This is a genomic window from Bacteroides sp. OF03-11BH, assembly GCF_003604005.1.
GTDB lineage: Bacteria > Bacteroidota > Bacteroidia > Bacteroidales > Bacteroidaceae > Bacteroides > Bacteroides ovatus.
The window spans coordinates 115986-136813 of record NZ_QTMW01000010.1 but is presented as its reverse complement, the minus strand read 5'-3'; the positions used below and the strand labels follow the sequence as shown (position 1 = coordinate 136813).

Annotated in this window: 18 protein-coding genes and 2 tRNA genes; 16 read left to right on the top strand and 4 right to left on the bottom strand. The window is 42.1% G+C overall.

The features are described from left to right. Nucleotides 1-52: 52 nt before the first annotated feature. The 9 genes from DXA54_RS10040 (at nucleotide 53) to DXA54_RS10000 (ending at nucleotide 10177) form a co-directional block, all read left to right on the top strand. Nucleotides 53-736 (top strand): tetratricopeptide repeat protein, encoded by a 684-nt coding sequence (locus tag DXA54_RS10040; RefSeq protein ID WP_004301767.1) that lies wholly within the window; start codon nucleotides 53-55, stop codon nucleotides 734-736. Between the two features lie 156 nt (nucleotides 737-892). After that, nucleotides 893-1387, top strand: a complete 495-nt coding sequence (gene ribH / locus DXA54_RS10035; RefSeq protein WP_004301766.1) for a 6,7-dimethyl-8-ribityllumazine synthase — start codon at nucleotides 893-895, stop codon at nucleotides 1385-1387. 50 nt (nucleotides 1388-1437) lie between these two features. Then, a tRNA-Tyr gene (locus DXA54_RS10030) sits at nucleotides 1438-1520 on the top strand. 8 nt (nucleotides 1521-1528) lie between these two features. After that, nucleotides 1529-1601, top strand: a tRNA-Gly gene (locus tag DXA54_RS10025). 62 nt (nucleotides 1602-1663) lie between these two features. After that, nucleotides 1664-2923 (top strand): Gfo/Idh/MocA family protein, encoded by a 1260-nt coding sequence (locus DXA54_RS10020; protein WP_004308568.1) that lies wholly within the window; start codon nucleotides 1664-1666, stop codon nucleotides 2921-2923. A gap of 306 nt (nucleotides 2924-3229) precedes the next feature. Then, nucleotides 3230-4639: a Gfo/Idh/MocA family protein gene (locus tag DXA54_RS10015; protein WP_120079407.1), complete on the top strand. Its 1410-nt coding sequence runs from the start codon at nucleotides 3230-3232 to the stop codon at nucleotides 4637-4639. 114 nt (nucleotides 4640-4753) lie between these two features. Beyond that, nucleotides 4754-5644 carry a YitT family protein gene (locus DXA54_RS10010; protein ID WP_004301761.1) on the top strand — a complete coding sequence of 297 codons (891 nt, stop codon included), beginning with the start codon at nucleotides 4754-4756 and terminating at the stop codon, nucleotides 5642-5644. Between the two features lie 72 nt (nucleotides 5645-5716). Beyond that, nucleotides 5717-9058, top strand: a complete 3342-nt coding sequence (locus DXA54_RS10005) for a glycoside hydrolase family 2 TIM barrel-domain containing protein (protein ID WP_371682942.1) — start codon at nucleotides 5717-5719, stop codon at nucleotides 9056-9058. A 30-nt stretch (nucleotides 9059-9088) separates the two neighbouring features. Beyond that, the gene (locus DXA54_RS10000) at nucleotides 9089-10177 is read left to right on the top strand and encodes a phosphotransferase enzyme family protein (protein WP_004308565.1); all 1089 of its coding nucleotides are present in this window, start codon (nucleotides 9089-9091) and stop codon (nucleotides 10175-10177) included. On the opposite strand, the gene DXA54_RS09995 is transcribed toward DXA54_RS10000, so the two are convergent. The 3 genes from DXA54_RS09995 to truA are packed head-to-tail and all read right to left on the bottom strand — an operon-like array spanning nucleotide 10169 to nucleotide 12599. Then, nucleotides 10169-10819 (bottom strand): DUF3256 family protein, encoded by a 651-nt coding sequence (locus tag DXA54_RS09995; protein ID WP_004304571.1) that lies wholly within the window; start codon nucleotides 10817-10819, stop codon nucleotides 10169-10171. The genes DXA54_RS10000 and DXA54_RS09995 overlap by 9 nt on opposite strands. 44 nt (nucleotides 10820-10863) lie before the next feature. Further along, nucleotides 10864-11766 (bottom strand): DMT family transporter, encoded by a 903-nt coding sequence (locus DXA54_RS09990; protein WP_004308564.1) that lies wholly within the window; start codon nucleotides 11764-11766, stop codon nucleotides 10864-10866. Nucleotides 11767-11795: 29 nt separating this feature from the next. After that, nucleotides 11796-12599 carry a tRNA pseudouridine(38-40) synthase TruA gene (gene truA, locus DXA54_RS09985; protein WP_004320895.1) on the bottom strand — a complete coding sequence of 268 codons (804 nt, stop codon included), beginning with the start codon at nucleotides 12597-12599 and terminating at the stop codon, nucleotides 11796-11798. A gap of 129 nt (nucleotides 12600-12728) precedes the next feature. Here truA and DXA54_RS09980 point away from each other — a divergent pair, with 129 nt between their 5' ends. Continuing rightward, nucleotides 12729-13226: a hypothetical protein gene (locus DXA54_RS09980; RefSeq protein ID WP_008650860.1), complete on the top strand. Its 498-nt coding sequence runs from the start codon at nucleotides 12729-12731 to the stop codon at nucleotides 13224-13226. Between the two features lie 20 nt (nucleotides 13227-13246). Next, complete coding sequence (locus DXA54_RS09975; RefSeq protein ID WP_004304550.1) at nucleotides 13247-14899, top strand: flotillin family protein; 1653 nt, start codon at nucleotides 13247-13249, stop codon at nucleotides 14897-14899. A 628-nt stretch (nucleotides 14900-15527) separates the two neighbouring features. Here the strand turns inward: DXA54_RS09975 and DXA54_RS09970 are convergent. Then, nucleotides 15528-15965: a DUF6078 family protein gene (locus DXA54_RS09970; RefSeq protein WP_004304549.1), complete on the bottom strand. Its 438-nt coding sequence runs from the start codon at nucleotides 15963-15965 to the stop codon at nucleotides 15528-15530. A gap of 191 nt (nucleotides 15966-16156) precedes the next feature. Here DXA54_RS09970 and DXA54_RS09965 point away from each other — a divergent pair, with 191 nt between their 5' ends. From DXA54_RS09965 to ubiE, 5 genes are all read left to right on the top strand, one after another. Beyond that, nucleotides 16157-17017: a hypothetical protein gene (locus DXA54_RS09965; RefSeq protein WP_004304548.1), complete on the top strand. Its 861-nt coding sequence runs from the start codon at nucleotides 16157-16159 to the stop codon at nucleotides 17015-17017. An 84-nt stretch (nucleotides 17018-17101) separates the two neighbouring features. Then, nucleotides 17102-17779, top strand: coding sequence for a DUF5715 family protein (locus DXA54_RS09960; protein ID WP_004301742.1), 678 nt, complete (start codon nucleotides 17102-17104; stop codon nucleotides 17777-17779). Nucleotides 17780-17880: 101 nt separating this feature from the next. Then, entirely contained in the window at nucleotides 17881-18897 is a 1017-nt protein-coding gene (locus DXA54_RS09955) for a PhoH family protein (RefSeq protein ID WP_004301740.1), read from the top strand. Between the two features lie 71 nt (nucleotides 18898-18968). Next, the gene (locus DXA54_RS09950) at nucleotides 18969-19913 is read left to right on the top strand and encodes a phosphoribosylaminoimidazolesuccinocarboxamide synthase (RefSeq protein ID WP_004301731.1); all 945 of its coding nucleotides are present in this window, start codon (nucleotides 18969-18971) and stop codon (nucleotides 19911-19913) included. Nucleotides 19914-20075: 162 nt separating this feature from the next. Continuing rightward, a complete protein-coding gene (gene ubiE, locus DXA54_RS09945; RefSeq protein WP_004308553.1) occupies nucleotides 20076-20813 on the top strand; it encodes a bifunctional demethylmenaquinone methyltransferase/2-methoxy-6-polyprenyl-1,4-benzoquinol methylase UbiE in 738 nt (245 codons plus the stop codon). Nucleotides 20814-20828 lie beyond the last annotated feature (15 nt).

The window sequence follows — 20828 nt, the reverse complement described above, 5'->3', positions numbered from 1 at the left end:
TTTGCGAGTCGAAATATCAAACTGTGAATAATAACAAAAAGAATCATATAAAATGGCAGAACAAAAGAATCAGAACGAACATCTGAACGTAGAAGATGCACTGACACAATCGGAAGCATTTCTTATCAAGTACAAAAACGCAATTATTGGCGGTGTTGTTGCTGTGATTATTATTGTAGCAGGTTTTATCATGTACAAAAACCTCTATGCTGAACCACGTGAAGAAAAAGCACAGGCAGCTCTTTTCAAAGGACAGGAATACTTTGAACAGGATGCTTTTGAACAAGCTTTGAACGGTGACAGCATCGGTTATACAGGTTTCCTGAAAGTTGCTGATGACTACAGCGGAACAAAAGCTGCCAATTTGGCAAAAGCTTATGCTGGTATTTGCTACGCACAACTTGGCAAATATGAAGAAGCAGTGAAGATGCTGGACAGCTTCAATGGAAAAGACCAAATGGTTGCTCCGGCAATTTTGGGTGCTGCAGGTAACTGCTACGCACAACTTGGCCAATTAGACAAAGCGGCTTCTACTTTATTGTCGGCAGCAGACAAAGCTGACAACAACACATTAAGCCCGATCTTCCTGATACAAGCTGGTGAAATCCTGGTAAAACAGGGAAAATATGACGATGCTGTAAACGCTTACACTAAGATCAAGGATAAATATTTCCAATCTTATCAGGCTATGGACATCGACAAATATATCGAGCAAGCTAAATTGATGAAAAAATAATATACCATCTATTATATAAGGAAATCGAGGCACGGATTACACCGGATTAAGCGGACTATCTATTAAAACCGTGGAATCCGTGAAATCCGTGCCTTTCTTCTTAAATCTCTCATACTCTCAAATCTTCATTTTATAATTCTCAACTTTTAATTAACTATGGCAACAGCTTACCATAACTTATCCGAATATGATTTCAATTCCGTTCCGAATGCAGAAGCAATGAAATTTGGTATCGTCGTATCCGAATGGAATTTCAATATTACCGGTGCTTTACTGAAAGGCGCAGTCGATACATTAAAAAAACATGGAGCAAAAGACGAAAATATTCTGGTGAAAACTGTACCGGGAAGTTTCGAACTTACTTTTGGAGCCAACCAAATGATGGAAAATTGCGATCTTGATGCAATTATTGCAATTGGTTGCGTAATTAAAGGAGATACCCCACATTTTGATTATGTTTGCATGGGAGCAACCCAAGGAATTACCGAATTAAACGCAACTGGCGATATACCAGTTATTTACGGATTAATTACCACAAATACAATGGAGCAAGCAGAGGATCGTGCCGGTGGCAAACTGGGTAACAAAGGAGATGAATGTGCAATTACTGCAATAAAAATGATCGATTTTGTTTGGAGTTTAAATAAATAGTTGTATCTTTGCACCGCAATTGAGAAACAAACCTCCTCAAAAGCAAAAAAGGGCAAATACCAGAGTGGCCAAATGGGGCAGACTGTAAATCTGCTGTCTTTCGACTTCGGTGGTTCGAATCCATCTTTGCCCACAAAAATTGCGGAAGTAGCTCAGTTGATAGAGCATTAGCCTTCCAAGCTGAGGGTCGCGGGTTTGAGCCCCGTCTTCCGCTCTCCAAAGAGAATCTGAGAAATTAGATTCTCTTTTTTTGTTTTATTTTAGACCGCTAAGCTTATGAAAAATTCTCCGGTACAATCGCATGTACTCCGACTAGCACATCCCCCTATCCCCACTGTCCACATCGGGATTATAGGACTGGGCAATCGAGGATTGCTCACCTTACAACGTTATCTGCAAATTGAAGGAGTAGAAATCAAAGCTCTTTGTGAAATAAGAGAAGGAAATCTAAGTAAGGCCCAACAACTATTAAAAGAAGCCGACCGTTCCGAAGCCACCGGATATACCGGAGTGGAGGGATGGAAGAAGATGTGCGAATCGGATGAAGTAGATTTAATATTCATCTGCACCGACTGGTTAATGCATACTCCAATGGCAACTTTCGCAATGGAATGCAATAAACATGTAGCTATTGAAGTTCCGGCTGCTATGAGCGTGGAAGAATGTTGGCAATTGGTAGACACTGCAGAAAAAACCAGGCGACACTGCATCATGCTCGAAAATTGTTGTTATGATCCCTTTGCACTAATGACTCTCAACATGGCCCAACGAGGATTGTTCGGAGAAATCATGCATGTAGAAGGAGCCTACATTCACGATCTTCGTTCAATGTACTTTGCCGAAGAGAGCGAAGGCGGCTATCACAACCATTGGGGAAAAAGATACAGCATCGAACATACAGGCAATCCTTATCCCACTCATGGGTTGGGCCCCGCCTGCCAGATACTGGATATTCATCGCAGTGACAGAATGGAATATCTCGTGTCCATGTCTACTCATCAGGCAGGAATGAGCGAGTATGCCCGCAGACTATTCGGCGAATATTCACCGGAAGCCCACCAGAAATATCAATTGGGAGACGTAAACACCACTCTTATCCACACGCTCAAAGGGAAGACAATCATGCTTCAATACGACATATCCACCCCACGTCCTTACAGCCGCCTTCAAACAGTATGCGGCACACTGGGATTCGCCCAAAAATACCCTGTCCCCTGTATCGCCCTAGATCCTAATGGAGACACTCCACTTGAAGGAGAACTGCTAGAAAAAATGATGGCACGCTATAAACATCCTTTTAACGCAACCATTGGCGAAGAAGCACATCGCAGAGGCCTACCCAATGAAATGAATTATGTTATGGATTACCGCCTTATTCATTGTCTGCGCAACGGGCTTCCACTGGATATGGATGTATACGATGCAGCCGAATGGTCGTGTATCACAGAACTAAGTGAAAAATCTGTACTGAATAAGAGCATGGCAGTAGAAATACCGGATTTCACCAGGGGAGCCTGGAAAAAATACAAATACTAGGTTCTATCAGAAGTACAGACGAAGTAGGTAGTTTACCCCAACAGGAGCAGTAAACGTTAAGCAATTCTAAAAAGGTGACTTCTTTTTAGGAAGAGCCTTTTTATGGCATGTCTTTTATATGTATTTGACATCACATAAGCCTACACAAAATCAGGTAGAAAAAGTCAGACTCATCTTTTACCTCATAATAGAAACTTTTATGATGAAAATATCGATTATAAATATAAATAGTTGGCTAATTAATTACTATTTTTGACACGTAAATGAAAAACATCGAATAACCCCTATTAAAAACTTTAAAATATGATGAAGAAACTATTTACAGTCACGGCTATCGGCTTGGCTTTGTTAACTTGGCACACCAGTTGTACTCTACAACCAAAGGCTCCCGAAGCCTTTACTCCTATCAAAGTAGAAACTCCTGCCCGCCCTGCCGGACAAGAAGATGTAATCCAACTCGTTACTCCTAAAATTGATACCGTTCGTGTCGGTTTCATCGGATTAGGAATGCGTGGTCCTGGTGCCGTGGCACGCTGGACCCATATCCCGGGAACTAAGATTGTAGCATTATGCGACCTGCTTCCCGAACGTGTTGAAAAATCACAAGAAATTTTGAAGAATGCCGGACTTCCTGAAGCTGCTTCTTACAGTGGCTCGGAAGAGGCATGGAAGCAACTTTGTGAACGGGACGATATTGATCTGGTATACATAGCCACCGACTGGAAACATCATGCAGCAATGGGTGTTTATGCCATGGAACACGGTAAGCATGTAGCTATCGAAGTTCCTGCCGCCATGACACTGGATGAAATCTGGCAGCTAATCAATACTTCCGAAAAGACACGTAAGCATTGTATGCAGCTCGAAAACTGCGTATATGACTTCTTTGAACTGACTTCTTTAAATATGGCACAACAAGGCGTATTCGGAGAAGTACTTCATGTAGAAGGTTCATATATCCATAATCTGGAAGATTTCTGGCCTGAATACTGGAATAACTGGCGAATGGATTATAATCATCTACACCGCGGTGATGTATATGCTACCCATGGCATGGGCCCTGCTTGTCAGGTACTTAATATCCACCGTGGTGACCGCATGAAAACATTGGTATCGATGGATACGAAAGCTGTCAACGGACCGGCTTATATTAAGAAACAAACAGGAGAAGAGGTGACTGACTTCCAGAATGGTGACCAGACTTCTACCCTGATTCGCACAGAGAACGGTAAAACAATGTTGATTCAGCACAACGTAATGACTCCACGCCCATACAGCCGTATGTATCAGATAGTGGGAGCCGATGGTTACGCAAGCAAATATCCGATTGAAGAATATTGCCTGAGACCTTCACTAGTTGATTCAAAAGATGTGCCTAATCATGAGAATCTGAATGCACATGGTTCTGTACCTGAAAACGTAAAAAAAGCCTTGATGGATAAATATAAAGATCCTATTCATATAGAGTTGGAAGAAACAGCCAAGAAAGTAGGTGGACATGGTGGTATGGACTTTATCATGGACTACCGTCTGGCATATTGCTTGCAGAATGGACTGCCATTGGATATGGACGTTTATGACCTGGCAGAATGGTGTTGCATGGCTGAACTTACCAGACTTTCTATCGAGAACAATTCAGCTCCGGTAGAAGTACCCGACTTCACTCGCGGCGGATGGAATAAAGTACAAGGCTACCGTCACGCTTTTGCAAAATAAAACAGCATATTTCCTTTTAGCACGAGCATAATGAACCAATCCGGCTTCTCCCCCAAAGCCGGATTATTCATGGGTTCGTGTTTGAACATTTTATAGATTATCATAATCACGTTTATGAAAACAGCTATTCCAAAGCCTTCTAAGCAAAGCATTATCCGTGAAGCCAGAGATTATGTAATGATTGCCATCGGCATGATTTTGTATGGTATCGGTTGGACCGTTTTTCTGTTACCTAACGATATCACCACCGGGGGAGTACCGGGTATTGCTTCTATCGTATATTGGGCCACAGGTTTTCCGGTACAATATACGTACTTCAGCATCAACTTCTTCTTGCTACTACTGGCCCTCAAGTTGCTGGGACTAAAGTTTTGCATCAAAACTATTTTTGGTGTATTTACCCTCACCTTCTTTCTGTCCGTCATTCAAAAATTGACGGCAGGTTTCGGGCTTCTCCACGACCAGCCCTTTATGGCATGTGTCATCGGAGCATCCTTCTGTGGAGGTGGCATAGGTGTTGCTTTTTCGGCTAATGGAAGTACGGGAGGTACAGATATAATTGCAGCCATCATCAACAAATACCGGGACATCACATTAGGAAGAGTCGTGCTCATCTGCGATATGATTATCATTTCTTCCAGTTATTTTGTCTTAAAAGACTGGGAAAAAGTGGTGTATGGGTTTGTAACTCTTTATATTTGTAGTTTCGTTCTCGACCAGGTAGTGAATAGCGCCCGCCAATCTGTACAGTTCTTTATCATATCCAACAAATATGAAGAAATAGGACGGCATATTAACGAATACCCACACCGGGGAGTAACGATTATCAATGCAACCGGCTTTTATACAGGACGAGAAGTTAAGATGATGTTTGTATTAGCCAAGAAAAGGGAATCGCCTATCATCTTCCGGTTGATAAAAGACATAGACCCGAATGCATTTGTATCGCAAAGTGCTGTCATTGGAGTATATGGAGAAGGATTCGATCATATTAAAGTAAAATAAAAAAGAAATGAAAAACCAATATTGAGAAACATGAAATTTCGACCAACCCCCAACTTATTAACAGGCATCTTCATGGGAATATTTTCCCTGACAACACTTAGTACAATGGCAGAGAAAGCCGTGAAACCTTATTGGCAGGACGTGCAGGTAGTTGAAGTTAACAAAGAGTATCCACGTACTTCTTTTATGACATACAACAATCGCGCTGATGCATTGAGTGGCAAGTTCGAACGAAGCAAGTATTACCGCTTGCTGAACGGAACCTGGAAATTCTACTTTGTAGACTCTTATAATAAACTTCCCGAAAACATTACCGATCCGAACACCAATACAGATTCGTGGGATGATATTCAGGTGCCCGGCAACTGGGAAGTACAAGGACACGGAATAGCCATCTACACCAATCATGGTTATGAATTCAAACCGCGCAATCCACAACCTCCTGCTCTTCCCGAAGCCAATCCGGTAGGAGTTTATCGCCGGGACATCGATATTCCGGCAGACTGGGACGGGCGGGATATCTACTTGCATTTGGCAGGAGCTAAGTCCGGCGTATATGTATATATCAACGGACAAGAAGTAGGATATAGCGAAGACTCCAAGAATCCGGCAGAATTTCTTATCAACAATTACGTGAAGCCGGGAAAGAACGTACTTACAGTTAAAATTCTCCGTTGGAGCACCGGTTCCTATCTTGAATGTCAAGACTTCTGGCGTATGAGTGGTATTGAACGCGATGTTTTTCTGTATTCACAGCCTAAAGCAGCTCTCAAAGATTTCCGAATTAAGTCTACGCTGGACGACAGTTACAAAAATGGAATCTTCGGTTTAAATGTCGATTTGAGAAATCACGAAAAGGCTGCAACTAATCTTACATTAGTTTATGAACTATTAGATGCACAAGGAAAAGTTGTAGCTACTGAAGAGAAGACAGCCTATATTCCATCGAACGAAGTACGTACACTTTCTTTCGATAAGAATCTGACAGATGTCAGCACATGGACCTCCGAACATCCGAATCTATACAAATTGTTGATGACAGTAAAAGAGAATGGCAAAATCAATGAAATCATTCCTTTCAATGTAGGATTCCGCCGGATTGAGATCAAGCCTATCGAACAGAAGGCTGCTAACGGAAAACCGTATGTCTGCTTATTCATCAACGGTCAGCCTCTGAAACTGAAAGGGGTAAATATCCACGAACATAATCCGTCAACAGGTCATTATGTTACAGAGGATTTAATGCGCCGTGACTTCGAACTGATGAAACAACATAACTTAAACAGTGTACGCCTTTGCCACTATCCGCAAGACCGCCGTTTCTATGAGCTTTGTGATGAATACGGACTTTATGTATATGATGAAGCCAACGTGGAAAGCCACGGAATGTATTATGATCTCCGGAAAGGCGGTTCACTGGGTAACAATCCCGAATGGCTGAAACCGCACATGGATCGTACCATCAATATGTTTGAACGTAATAAGAATTATCCGAGCGTTACATTCTGGTCGCTGGGAAATGAAGCCGGAAACGGATATAATTTCTATCAGACTTATTTGTGGTTGAAAGAGGCAGACAAAGATCTGATGGATCGTCCGGTCAACTACGAACGTGCTCAATGGGAATGGAACTCCGATATGTATGTTCCGCAATATCCGGGTGCCGACTGGCTGGAAAATATCGGAAAGAATGGTAGCGACCGTCCTGTAGCTCCTTCGGAGTATGCACATGCCATGGGAAACTCCACGGGAAACCTGTGGGGACAATGGCAGGCAATTTACAAATATCCGAATCTCCAAGGTGGATATATCTGGGACTGGGTAGACCAAGGTCTTCTCCAAAAAGATAAGAATGGAAGAGAATACTGGGCCTACGGAGGTGACTTCGGCGTAGACGCACCTAGCGATGGTAACTTCCTCTGCAACGGTCTTGTCAATCCGGATCGTGGTCCGCATCCGGCAATGGCTGAAGTGAAATATGTACATCAGAATGTAGGTTTTGAAGCAGTAGATGCCGCAGCCGGTATATTCAAAATCACCAACCGTTTCTATTTCACTAACCTGAAAAAATATCAGATTCACTACAATGTACTTGCTAACGGAAAGACAATAAAAGGTGGAAAAGTATCTTTGGATATTGCTCCGCAAGCCTCTAAAGAATTCACCGTACCGGTAAATGGTCTGAAAGCCCAACCGGGAACAGAATATTTTGTCAACTTCAGTGTAACAACCACAGAGCCTGAACCGTTGATTCCAACCGGATATGAAATTGCATACGACCAGTTCCAACTTCCTATCCAGGCAGAGAAGAGTATATATAAAGCAAACGGTCCGGCATTGAAAACAACGATTCAAGGAGATGAATTAATCATTTCTTCCTCCAAAGTAAACTTTGTATTCAACAAGAATAGCGGATTAGTAACCTCGTATAAAGTAGATGGTACAGAATATTTCAAAGACGGATTTGGTATTCAGCCTAACTTCTGGCGTGCTCCTAATGATAATGACTATGGTAACAGCACTCCTAAACGTTTGCAGGTATGGAAACAATCAAGCAAAAACTTCCGCATAACGGATGCCACCATGACAGCAGAAGATAAAGCAGTCTCCTTAAATGTAACCTACTTACTGGCTGCCGGCAACTTGTATGTTGTCACTTACAAAATCTATCCGAACGGAATAGTTAACGTAAATGCCAAATTCACATCAACGGATATGCAGCCTACAGAAACAGAAGTTTCCGAAGCTACCCGCATGGCTACATTTACTCCCGGAAGTGATGCTGCCCGCAAGGCTGCCTCCAAACTGGAAGTCCCCCGTATCGGTGTGCGTTTCCGCTTGCCGGCACAGATGAACAATGTACAATACTTTGGCCGTGGCCCGGAAGAGAATTATATCGACCGCAATCACGGAACGCTCGTTGGCGTATATAAGACAACAGCGGATCAAATGTACTTCAACTATGTGCGTCCACAGGAAAACGGACATCACACTGATACCCGTTGGATCGCTTTATCTCCTAATAAAGGAAACGGCCTGGTGTTGGTAGCGGACAGTCTTATCGGTTTCAATGCCTTGCGCAACTCTATCGAAGACTTTGACTCTGAAGAAGCTCTGCCCCACCCTTACCAATGGAATAACTTCAGCCCGGAAGAGGTTGCCAATCACGACGAGAACGCTGCCCGCAACGTATTACGGAGAATGCATCATGTCAACGACATCACTCCCAGAGATTTCGTTGAGGTTTGTGTAGATATGAAGCAACAAGGAGTAGGCGGATATGACAGTTGGGGTGCTCGCCCGGAACCTTTCCACCAGATCCCGGCTAACCGTGATTACCAGTGGGGCTTCACATTAGTACCCGTTCGCTCGGCTAACCAGGCCAACGAAGCTGCTAAATATGATTATCGATAACCTTAGTATAAATTTTTAAAGAAAAAAAACATGAAAGATTTATCTAGCATCGTAGCTAAATTTAAAGTCCAAGGTACGATAGAAGAAATCAAACCTTTGGGTGCAGGACTTATCAACGACACTTATAAAGTAAACACCAAAGAAGCAGATGCTCCCGACTATGTTTTGCAACGCATCAATCATGCCATTTTCCAGAATGTAGAAATGCTTCAATCCAATATTAGCGCTGTTACCAATCACATTCGCAAGAAACTGACGGAAGCCGGAGAATCGGATATAGACCGCAAGGTGTTGAGTTTCCTCGAAACAGAAGAAGGTAAAACATACTGGTTTGACGGTGACAGTTATTGGCGTGTGATGGTATTCATCCCACGTGCAAAAACGTATGAGACGGTAAATCCCGAATATTCCAATTATGCAGGAGAAGCCTTCGGTAACTTCCAGGCTATGCTGGCCGATATTCCGGAAACATTGGGTGAAACCATACCCGATTTCCACAACATGGAGTTCCGTCTCAAACAACTACGTGAAGCCGTTGCGAAGGATGCTGCCGGACGGGTAGCAGAAGTGAAGTACTATCTGGATGAAATAGAGAAACGCGCAGATGAAATGTGTAAGGCTGAACGTTTATATCGTGAAGGGAAACTTCCCAAACGCGTTTGCCATTGCGATACGAAAGTGAATAACATGATGTTCGACGAGGATGGTAAAGTGCTTTGTGTCATTGATCTGGATACGGTAATGCCTAGCTTTATATTCTCCGATTATGGTGACTTCTTACGTACAGGTGCCAACACAGGTGATGAAGACGACAAAGACCTTGAGCGTGTAAACTTCAATATGGAAATATTCAAAGCATTTACCAAGGGCTATCTGAAAGGAGCCAAATCATTCCTGACTCAGATCGAGATTGAGAATCTTCCTTATGCGGCGGCTTTATTTCCATACATGCAGTGTGTACGGTTCCTGGCAGATTATATCAACGGAGATACTTATTATAAAATCAAATATCCGGAACATAACCTCGTTCGCACCAAAGCACAATTCAAATTACTTCAAAGTGTGGAAGCAAACACACCGGAAATGATAGCGTTCATCAACGAATGCTTATTAAATTGAGAATGCTCCATTTTTCCAATGGTAGACTACAGGGCGGCGGAGAAACGGTTTCAGTTTCTCTGCTGTTTCTTTTGACATATAGTCGGGGGTTGTTAACGTAAGTGTCAGTTCCGTATTTTCTTTATTAAAATCGGCTTTCATCAATAGCATATCTGCCGAACGGCGTGCTTCATCAAACTCATAAACTCCTGCTGAATCGGGAGCATTCAGAAAATCATCCATCAGGGGCAGGGTAATAAAGAGAGATGTTGTAAGCGGTTTCCAGTCGTCCGTATAGAAATGGATGCTGCTATCACAGGCAGGAGCACAAACAGTAGAGACTGTACAGATTACGTTCGTTGAATCATTTAATGCCAACACTTTCATCTGCCAGGTCGATTGAGCTGACATTTGCATACGGATATAGTCTTTGCTAAGATCAGTCATCTCCGACTTCTTGCCAAAACGGTTTTCTACTTGCGCTTTCATCTTACTTTCCAGAAAGTCTATGCAATCTTCACGATTCACTTTTGTAAGCAAGGGGCTTAGAGAATCCGGCATATTCACAAACAACGTTTTGGCCTCTTGTGCCTGAAGAGCAGTCGAAACAAAAAGTCCGACAGCAGAGAAGAATATAGTAATAACAAGTTTATTTATTTTCATATCTATCTTATTTAACCTATGACAAACAGTCTTGTGTAACTGTTTTAACTTTTAGACCCCAAATATAAGAATATCATTCCGATTAACACCAGTATAAGGTCAATCGCTTTGCTTTTTAAATTCTTTTCACGGAAGAAAAGCGCACCGAAAGTAAAAGAAACAACCACACTTCCCCGACGGACCATCGAAACGATAGAAATCATCGAATCGTCGTAACTTAATGCGTAAAAGTAAACAAAATCGGCAGCAGAAAGGAAAATGGAGATCAGGATAATCGTCCAATCCCAGTGGAACGGAGTAGTGGACTTTCTTTTAGGCCACCAAAGCAACAACAGGATAGGACACATGATAAACACCTGATAAACATTATACCAGGATTGCACCAACATCGGATTCAGAGACTTCATCAGATATTTATCATACAAACCACTGATAGCACCTGTAATGGCAGCCAGTACAATAAAAAAGATCCATTTGTTATGCTTAAAATCAATTCCTTCTTTCTTTCCCGAACGGCTCAACATAAAGAAAGAGGCAATAGCCAGCATCACACCAATCCATTGATAGAGATTCAATCGTTCACCGAATACCAGCATAGCTCCCACGAGCACCATCACCGGACGGGTGGCATTGATAGGTCCCACAATGGTTATGGGTAAATGTTTCATTCCGAAATATCCGAATATCCACGAAGACAATACGATGAACGACTTGATGATAATATATTTATGCTGTTCCCAACCAGCAACGGGAACATTGAATATTGTTCCTCCCAACAAGTCCGGTTGATAAACGGATATCAGGATAAACGGTAGAAAGATGAGACTGGAAAAGAATGTATTTAGAAACAAAACAGGAAGTACTGCATTATCTTTCAACGATTTCTTCTTGAATACATCATAAAAGCCCAGCAAAGTAGCCGAGAGGAATGCTAATAATAACCACATGAGAATATTTATTATTTACTAATTACCAATTATAAGTTATCAGCGACAGACGGTTCGCCGGTTATGGATGATTGCTGGTCATCACATTCAAATATACTTTCCGGGTATTCCACGTTGACCAGAAACAGGGCTTGCCCCGGAGCAGATGTCCCGGCTTTACAACGGTCCTGCTGTTCTATAATCCGCCGGAAACCTTCAACAGTCAGTTTCCCGCGTCCCACTTCAATGAGCGTGCCTACAATGGCTCGCACCATATTCCGCAAGAAACGGTCGGCACGAATGGTAAACACCCAGGTAGCATCTTCTTCCTGCGTCCATTCTGCATGAGTGATATGACAAATATTGGTCTTTACATCCGTATGAAGTTTACTGAAACTCGTAAAATCGTTGTACTCGAAAAGGATACGCGCTGCTTCGTTCATGCGTTCATAATTCAACTGGTTATAAAGACGCCAGCGATATTGCCTGTTAAAAGGATATTTCGATGTCGTCACATAATATTTATAAGTTCGCGCAGTCGCATCAAAACGGGCATGGGTATCCGGCCGAACCCGGCAAACACGATAAATGGAAATATCGGGAGGTAGCAGACGATTTAATTTATCAGTTACAGAAGTAGTATCCAACAGTTCATCGGAATCAAAATGAGCAACCATCAGAGAGGCATGCACTCCCGCATCCGTCCGGCCTGCTCCTATTACTTCAATTTCGCGACGCAGAAAGGTAGACAATGCCTTCATCAGACATTCCTGCACACTAATCCCATTCGGTTGAATCTGCCAACCGTGATAATTGGTTCCGTCGTAAGCCAAATAAATAAAATACCTTTGCACGCTAATTCCTCTTTTTTAGGGTTTTCGCGCGCAAAAGTAGTCATTTTATCTCATTTATCTTTGTATAATTCGCATAAACCTGTATATTTGGAGAACAAAATAATCATGATTCACTAATACCTCACAATTATGAGTAGTACCATTTTCCTTATTATTGCCCTTGTGACAACAGGAATATTTGTAATCCAATTCGTTCTATCCATCTTTTTCGGAGACATAGATGCAGATGTAGACGTAGATGCTGACATCAGTAGCGTAGTTTCTTTTAAAGGACTAACTCATTTTGGAATCGGATTCGGCTGGTACATGTATTTAGCGGGAAACACTGAAATTCAAAGTTATGTCATCGGAATTCTGGTGGGTCTTTTCTTTATTCTCGCTGTGTGGTTTCTCTATAAGAAAGCTTATCAACTGCAACAAGTGAATCATTCTGAACAGACAGATCAACTTGTGGGACGAGAATGTACCATCTACTTCAAGCAAAGCGACAGCAAATATACTGTACAGACCACCCGGGACGGAGCCATGCGTGAAGTAGACGTCATCTCCGAATCCGGAAAAACATACCAGACTGGAGACCGAACAATCATCACCAGTTACAAAGACGGAACACTGTTCATTCAATAACTATTCAAATACATAATTTTATGACACAAGAAATGTTGATAATGGCTGCTATATTAGTGGCAGTCATTTTGCTTACCTTCATTGGTATCCTTTCCCGTTACCGCAAATGTAAGAGTGACGAGGTACTCGTCGTATATGGTAAAACGGGAGGAGATAAAAAGTCGGCAAAACTATACCACGGTGGTGCAGCCTTCGTATGGCCTATTATTCAAGGCTACGAATTCCTGTCCATGAAACCCATGCAGATCGAATGTAAACTGACCGGTGCGCTATCCGCTCAGAATATTCGTGTAGATGTGCCGACTACAATCACCGTAGCCATCAGCACAGATCCCGAAGTGATGCAGAATGCCGCAGAACGTATGCTGGGTCTGACGATGGATGACAAGCAGAACTTAATTACTGATGTTGTATATGGTCAGATGCGTATGGTGATCGCCGATATGACTATCGAAGAATTAAATTCTGACCGGGATAAGTTCCTGGCTAAAGTGAAAGATAATATTGATACTGAACTTCGCAAATTCGGTTTGTATCTGATGAACATCAACATCAGTGATATTCGCGATGCTGCCAACTACATTGTCAATTTAGGTAAGGAAGCTGAAAGTAAAGCACTGAACGAGGCACAGGCTAACATCGAAGAACAGGAAAAGCTGGGTGCTATCAAAATTGCTAATCAAATAAAGGAGCGTGAAACAAAAGTAGCAGAAACCCGCAAAGATCAGGATATTGCTATTGCAGAAACCAAAAAACTACAGGAAATCTCCGTTGCAAATGCAGATAAGGACAGAATCTCACAAGTAGCCATTGCCAATGCAGAAAAAGAATCACAAGTAGCAAAGGCTGAAGCTGAAAAGAATATCCGTATCGAGCAGGCAAATACAGAAAAAGAAAGCCGTGTTGCCGAACTAAACTCGGATATGGAAATCAAACAGGCGGAAGCTGCCAAGAAAGCTGCCATCGGACGAAATGACGCACAGAAAGAGGTAGCACTCTCCAATGCAGAACTAGCTGTAACACAAGCTAATGCCGATAAGCAAGCAGGTGAAGCTGCCGCAAAATCGGAAGCTGCCGTACAAACTGCACGCGAAATTGCGCAAAAGGAAGTGGAAGAAGCTAAGGCACGGAAAGTGGAATCTTCATTGAAGGCTGAAAAAATTGTTCCTGCGGAAATCGCCAGACAGGAAGCTATCCTGCAAGCAAATGCCATCGCTGAAAAGATTACCCGCGAAGCGGAAGCACGCGCAAAGGCTACTTTAGCACAAGCCGAAGCGGAAGCAAAAGCTATCCAATTGAAACTGGAAGCAGAAGCGGAAGGTAAGAAGAAATCATTACTTGCGGAAGCAGAAGGTTTCGAAGCAATGGTAAGAGCAGCTGAATCGAATCCAGCTATCGCTATCCAATATAAGATGGTAGACCAGTGGAAGGAAATCGCCGGCGAACAGGTGAAGGCGTTCGAACACATGAACTTAGGAAATATCACTGTATTCGACGGAGGAAACGGTGGAACTAGCAATTTCCTGAACACATTAGTAAAGACAGTAGCTCCGAGCCTTGGCGTATTGGACAAGCTTCCTATCGGTGAAACAGTGAAGGGTATTATCAATCCGGAAAGCAAAACGGAGGAAAAGCCTGCAACAAAAGCTGACGAGAAAAAAGATAAGAAATAGTTGTAATCCAACTAATATACGCTGATGAGAAAAGCATGATTACTTGTTCTCATCAGCGTTTGTTTTTTATATATAACTCGAATAAATCTTCTTTGAACATTCCGGATTTATTACGTTCTTTATGTTACATAAAATATGTAACACAAAATATGTAATAAGTCGTGAAGCCATATCGCTCATTCTTTGTATACAGTTACAATAATCCCGGAATGTCGCGCCACTAGAAATGATTTTGCAAAATCATTTCTCATATTCTCATAATCCATAGAATAATTACCTGTAATTCAAAGCAATAGCACTATGAGAAATACTTTTCAAAAAGCTGTTTCTCATAGTATTTTGCCTGAAATGTCATAAAAAACCGGTATTTCTCATACTTTCATCATGCATTTCTCATACCGGGACTGCTATATAATACCTACATAATAAATGTCAACCCAACCCGAAGATAAGAAAAAAGGCAGTCAACTATTATCAGGGTATTACAGTCCCCGGTAGTCCCATATATTATGGGAAAAGATTCCCTAGCTGGAGGGAATTTATTCCCTTATTTTGCGGGAATAAATTCCCATAATATAAAAGAATACTTTCCCACAATATGTGGGACTACCGGAACTAACGGATATACTTACCCAAGATCATAGTATTCTATATATTCGTCAAATTGAGGCGTTTCTGTAACTCCCCGCCTGCGGAAAAGTCCCTGTATGTATTCCTGCTCCTTCGGTTTAATCAGCCGCTCCTTGTTGCAACAACGGTAATAGATCGTTTTGCCAAAGTAGGCTATCATCTGTCGTTTGATAACGGTGGCATCAGCAAGCGGCACCCGATCCAGCAAATGTTTCATACCCCGTGCAAACAACACCGGCTTTTCATCAATAAAGTAAGTGCAGTCTACACCATCGGAAGTGACATGTTCGGGATTAATAACCATTACAGCAGCCCGCTCTTTCGGCATTCGGAGAGTTACTTGTCGCCGCAAACATTTGTCCGCACGCAAACAATGTCCATTCAAGCAATGAGCGAAGCTAACGGGCATAGAATTGTAATCGAAATCTGTTTTCATGTGTGTTATGTTTAGTGGGAAAGTGGCCTATTTTTATAAACCGCTACAAATGTATGAAAATAGCTGGAGGACAGGAAATAAATACACTATTTACTCCAACATATCGATAAAATCTTTATATTTGCCTCCAACGTCAACACAGGAACTTATAAGACTATATCTCTCCTGCAAAACTATAAAACAAAATAATCATGAAAACAAAACATTTACTTGGAGCACTACTTTCATTCCTCTGTACAATTATCTTTTTTAGCTGTGGCAATAATAATGAAGAAAAGATATATCCTTTATCCTTTGAAAAAGAGTATTACGAACAACCTTTATTAAGAGCAACAGATATTACCATTAGAGGTGGAAACAGAGACTATACCGTGACTGTAGAAGAAACTGATATTTTAAGCATCGATGTAGATTTATCCAGCTCAATAGGAATGGGAAGTTTAAAAGTTACCCCCAAAAAGAAAGGAGAAACAAAGGTGAAAGTAAAAGATAATATCACCAACGAAATAGTTGAATTAAAAATTAAAATTATAGACAGTTATTTGGCATACGCAATAAAAGAAAGTAATCATCCGGCACTGTCCAATGGCACTGTGGTCTATTTGATTAACAATGAATCTAAAGATTGCTATTTCTTCCGATATAGCGACTCCAAAAACGAACTATCCCAAAATCCGATAGCCAAAGGAACATACGATTTTTCAGTCAAATTAGAAAATGGTTTCGGCAACTCATCTCCTACATACGCCATACCTTATTTAACATTAAATTATGCATCTGACGAACAAGGAAATTTCACGGATGCATCAACCCCTCCCACCCCTCACAAATTAAGATTTGAACTATTTGATGGAGTTACAAGTGTAAATGCAGTTATCAATCTTATACAAAGATATTTAAAGGTAGATTGGGAGCAACTGATTAACAAGGCTCTTACTAGAAGTGACTATTTGATAATACCAACGCTGAAGACAACAATAGATAACACGGACTATACCATTATAGGCACTCTTGATACCCATCCGGAAATACCGGAAAATATTTTAGAGTGACCCGTAAAAGATATGAGGCGGAAAATAATGCAAAGCATAGAATGTATGAAAAAATAGCGTATATTTGCGGGCAAAAAATACAAAATGACTACTTACAAGCTTCGCATATTACCGCTATTTTTACTTGTTATTGGGCTTACAACGCTTACTTCAAGCTGCAAAAAGAAAGACATGTCACTGAAATTGAACAAGCCGCACAATATTCGTGGCGTTGTCAGTTACAAACGTTCTTTCCCTGATTTGAACGATGCACATCTGGAAGTCGCTAAAAAGATAGGTATTAGCCCGCTGGCAGACCGAGAGGAAGCGGAAGCAATGAAAGAAAAGTTGACTCATATCACTGATAATGAATTTTATGCAGTGGATTCATTGACACATTCCATTCCCTACCTCGTTCCACGTGCCAGCGCATTGCTCGATACAATCGGCTCCAACTTTCTCGATTCATTGGCTGCCAAAGGGCTGAATCCCAATCAGGTAATCATCACCTCCGTACTACGTACTGAAAACGATGTGAAACGTCTCCGCCGTCGCAATGGAAATGCCTCCGCCAACTCGGCACATTGTTTCGGGGCTACTTTTGATGTTAGTTGGAAACGTTTTAAGAAAGTGGAAGATAAAGACGGTCGCCCTATGCAGGACGTGAGTGCCGACACACTGAAACTTGTTCTATCCGAAGTTTTAAGAGATCTACGACAAGCTGAAAAATGCTATATCAAATACGAACTGAAGCAAGGTTGTTTCCATATTACTGCCCGATGAACGGAAGATGAATGTAAATTGCAGTAAAATTCACCTCCAAACAATCAGAGAATCCAAAACGTTTCATTAAATTTGCAGAAATTTTTCTTTAATACAACTTAATGATAGAGAAGCTGATTGTTCTTGAGGACATTGATCCGGTTATTTTTTACGGCGTAAACAACGCCAACATACAGTTAATTAAAGCTTTATATCCAAAGCTACGCATAGTTGCCCGAGGCAATGTCATCAAAGTGCTGGGCGACGAGGAAGAAATGTGTGCTTTCGAAGAAAATATCACCAAACTTGAAAAGTACTGCGCCGAATATAATTCACTGAAAGAAGAAGTTATCATTGACATTATAAAAGGAAATGCGCCGCAAGCGGAACAGACAGGAAACGTGATTGTGTTCAGTGTCACAGGAAAACCTATCATCCCCCGAAGTGAAAACCAGTTGAAACTGGTAGAAGGATTCGCCAAGAATGATATGGTATTTGCCATCGGTCCGGCAGGTTCGGGAAAGACATACACCGCTATCGCCCTCGCCGTACGTGCATTGAAGAATAAAGAAATCAAAAAAATCATCCTTAGCCGCCCCGCCGTAGAAGCCGGAGAAAAGCTCGGTTTCCTGCCCGGCGACATGAAAGATAAGATCGACCCATACCTGCAACCTTTATACGATGCCCTGCAAGATATGATACCTGCTGCCAAGTTAAAGGAATACATGGAATTGAACATTATCCAGATTGCCCCGTTAGCCTTTATGCGCGGACGCACGCTGAATGATGCGGTCGTCATTTTGGACGAAGCCCAGAATACTACCACACAGCAAATCAAAATGTTCCTCACCCGTATGGGTATGAACACCAAAATGATTGTGACGGGAGACATGACACAGATTGACCTCCCCGCTTCACAAACATCGGGATTGGTGCAAGCTCTCCGCATCTTAAAGGGAGTGAAAGGTATCAGTTTTGTTGAACTGAATAAAAAAGATATCGTACGCCATAAACTGGTGGAACGTATCGTGGATGCTTACGAAAAATTCGACAAAGAAGCGAAAGCCGAACGGGAGAAACGGAAAAACGAACAACTGGTTATCAACGGCGAACGTCCGGTGAAACTGGCCAAAGACTAATCGTCTTTAGATTCGGAATCCTATTGCGACTTGTTATTTGTAACTTGTAATTTGTAATTATAATAAAGACAATGAAAGCATTAACAAAAACAGATTTCAACTTTCCGGGACAGAAAAGCGTGTACCACGGAAAAGTGCGCGATGTGTACAACATCAACGGTGAAAAACTCGTCATGGTAGCAACCGACCGTATTTCGGCCTTTGACGTAGTACTTCCTGAAGGTATTCCTTACAAAGGACAAATGCTGAACCAGATTGCAGCTAAATTCCTCGATGCCACTACTGACATCTGTCCGAACTGGAAAATGGCTACTCCGGACCCAATGGTAACGGTAGGCGTATTGTGTGAAGGTTTTCCGGTAGAAATGATTGTACGCGGTTACCTGTGTGGTAGCGCATGGCGTACTTACAAAAGCGGCGTACGCGAAATTTGCGGCGTGAAGTTGCCGGACGGAATGCGCGAAAACCAGAAATTCCCGGAACCCATCGTTACTCCGACTACGAAAGCTGAAATGGGATTGCACGACGAAGACATCTCTAAAGAAGAAATCCTAAAACAAGGACTGGCTACTCCGGAAGAGTATGAAATTCTCGAAAAATATACATTAGCCCTTTTCAAACGCGGTACTGAAATCGCAGCAGAGCGCGGACTGATCCTCGTAGATACAAAATACGAATTCGGTAAGCACAATGGCACTATCTACCTGATGGACGAAATCCACACTCCGGATTCAAGCCGCTATTTCTACTCTGAAGGTTATCAGGAACGTTTCGAAAAAGGCGAACCGCAGAAACAACTTTCTAAAGAATTCGTTCGCGAATGGTTGATGGAAAACGGCTTCCAAGGCAAAGACGGTCAGAAAGTACCGGAAATGACTCCGGCTATCGTACAAAGTATCAGTGACCGCTACATCGAATTGTTCGAAAACATCACCGGTGAGAAATTCGTGAAAGAAGATACTAGCAATATCGCTGAACGTATATTCAAAAACGTCGAAACTTTTTTGAACAGCTGATAAGCGATAAATGACAGATAATAAATGATAGTTGATAGATGATAAATGATAGTTAATATGCAGCTTATCGCATATAACTATTAACTCTGTCATCTTCCAACTATCATTTATCAACTATCTTCTTCAACTATCAACTATCATTTATCAACTATCAACTAAAAAATGGATTACCCGCAACAACATATCAAGCCTTACGACGAAGAAGGAAAAAAGACCGAGCAAGTGGAACGTATGTTCGACAACATCGCACATGCCTACGACAAGCTGAACCATACCTTATCTTTAGGTATCGACCGCAGCTGGCGCAAAAAAGCTATTGCCTGGTTACACCCTTTTCAACCGCAGCGAATGATGGATGTAGCGACCGGTACAGGGGATTTTGCCATCCTCGCCTGCCGCAAACTGCAACCTGCCGAACTAATCGGCACGGACATCTCGGAAGGTATGATGAATGTGGGACGTGAAAAAGTAAAAAAGGAAGGACTGTCGGATAAAATATCTTTTGCCCGGGAGGACTGCACTTCACTCTCTTTTGCCGACAATGATTTTGACGCTATTACTGTAGCTTTCGGTATCCGCAACTTCGAAGACCTCGACAAAGGGCTCTCCGAGATGTGCCGCGTACTGAAACCGGGCGGTCATCTTGTTATTCTGGAACTTACCACTCCGGACCGCTTCCCGATGAAACAACTGTTTTCCATCTACTCTAAAGTCGTCATTCCATTATTGGGTAAGCTTCTATCCAAAGATAACAGTGCCTACCGCTATCTGCCGGACACCATCAAAGTATTTCCTCAAGGGGAAGTCATGAAAGGAGTCATCGCCCGAGCCGGTTTTAGCGAAGTCAACTTCAAACGGCTGACCTTTGGTATCTGCACTCTTTATACCGCAACCAAATAACCTAATAATGTAACC

Bases quoted from the DNA above. Each gene is read 5' to 3' on its own strand.
- DXA54_RS10040 (WP_004301767.1), top strand. From the start codon at position 53: ATGGCAGAACAAAAGAATCAGAACGAACATCTGAACGTAGAAGATGCA.
- ribH (WP_004301766.1), top strand. From the start codon at position 893: ATGGCAACAGCTTACCATAACTTATCCGAATATGATTTCAATTCCGTT.
- DXA54_RS10020 (WP_004308568.1), top strand. From the start codon at position 1,664: ATGAAAAATTCTCCGGTACAATCGCATGTACTCCGACTAGCACATCCC.
- DXA54_RS10015 (WP_120079407.1), top strand. From the start codon at position 3,230: ATGAAGAAACTATTTACAGTCACGGCTATCGGCTTGGCTTTGTTAACT.
- DXA54_RS10010 (WP_004301761.1), top strand. From the start codon at position 4,754: ATGAAAACAGCTATTCCAAAGCCTTCTAAGCAAAGCATTATCCGTGAA.
- DXA54_RS10005 (WP_371682942.1), top strand. From the start codon at position 5,717: ATGGGAATATTTTCCCTGACAACACTTAGTACAATGGCAGAGAAAGCC.
- DXA54_RS10000 (WP_004308565.1), top strand. From the start codon at position 9,089: ATGAAAGATTTATCTAGCATCGTAGCTAAATTTAAAGTCCAAGGTACG.
- DXA54_RS09995 (WP_004304571.1), bottom strand. From the start codon at position 10,819: ATGAAAATAAATAAACTTGTTATTACTATATTCTTCTCTGCTGTCGGA.
- DXA54_RS09990 (WP_004308564.1), bottom strand. From the start codon at position 11,766: ATGTGGTTATTATTAGCATTCCTCTCGGCTACTTTGCTGGGCTTTTAT.
- DXA54_RS09980 (WP_008650860.1), top strand. From the start codon at position 12,729: ATGAGTAGTACCATTTTCCTTATTATTGCCCTTGTGACAACAGGAATA.
- DXA54_RS09975 (WP_004304550.1), top strand. From the start codon at position 13,247: ATGACACAAGAAATGTTGATAATGGCTGCTATATTAGTGGCAGTCATT.
- DXA54_RS09970 (WP_004304549.1), bottom strand. From the start codon at position 15,965: ATGAAAACAGATTTCGATTACAATTCTATGCCCGTTAGCTTCGCTCAT.
- DXA54_RS09965 (WP_004304548.1), top strand. From the start codon at position 16,157: ATGAAAACAAAACATTTACTTGGAGCACTACTTTCATTCCTCTGTACA.
- DXA54_RS09960 (WP_004301742.1), top strand. From the start codon at position 17,102: ATGACTACTTACAAGCTTCGCATATTACCGCTATTTTTACTTGTTATT.
- DXA54_RS09955 (WP_004301740.1), top strand. From the start codon at position 17,881: ATGATAGAGAAGCTGATTGTTCTTGAGGACATTGATCCGGTTATTTTT.
- DXA54_RS09950 (WP_004301731.1), top strand. From the start codon at position 18,969: ATGAAAGCATTAACAAAAACAGATTTCAACTTTCCGGGACAGAAAAGC.
- ubiE (WP_004308553.1), top strand. From the start codon at position 20,076: ATGGATTACCCGCAACAACATATCAAGCCTTACGACGAAGAAGGAAAA.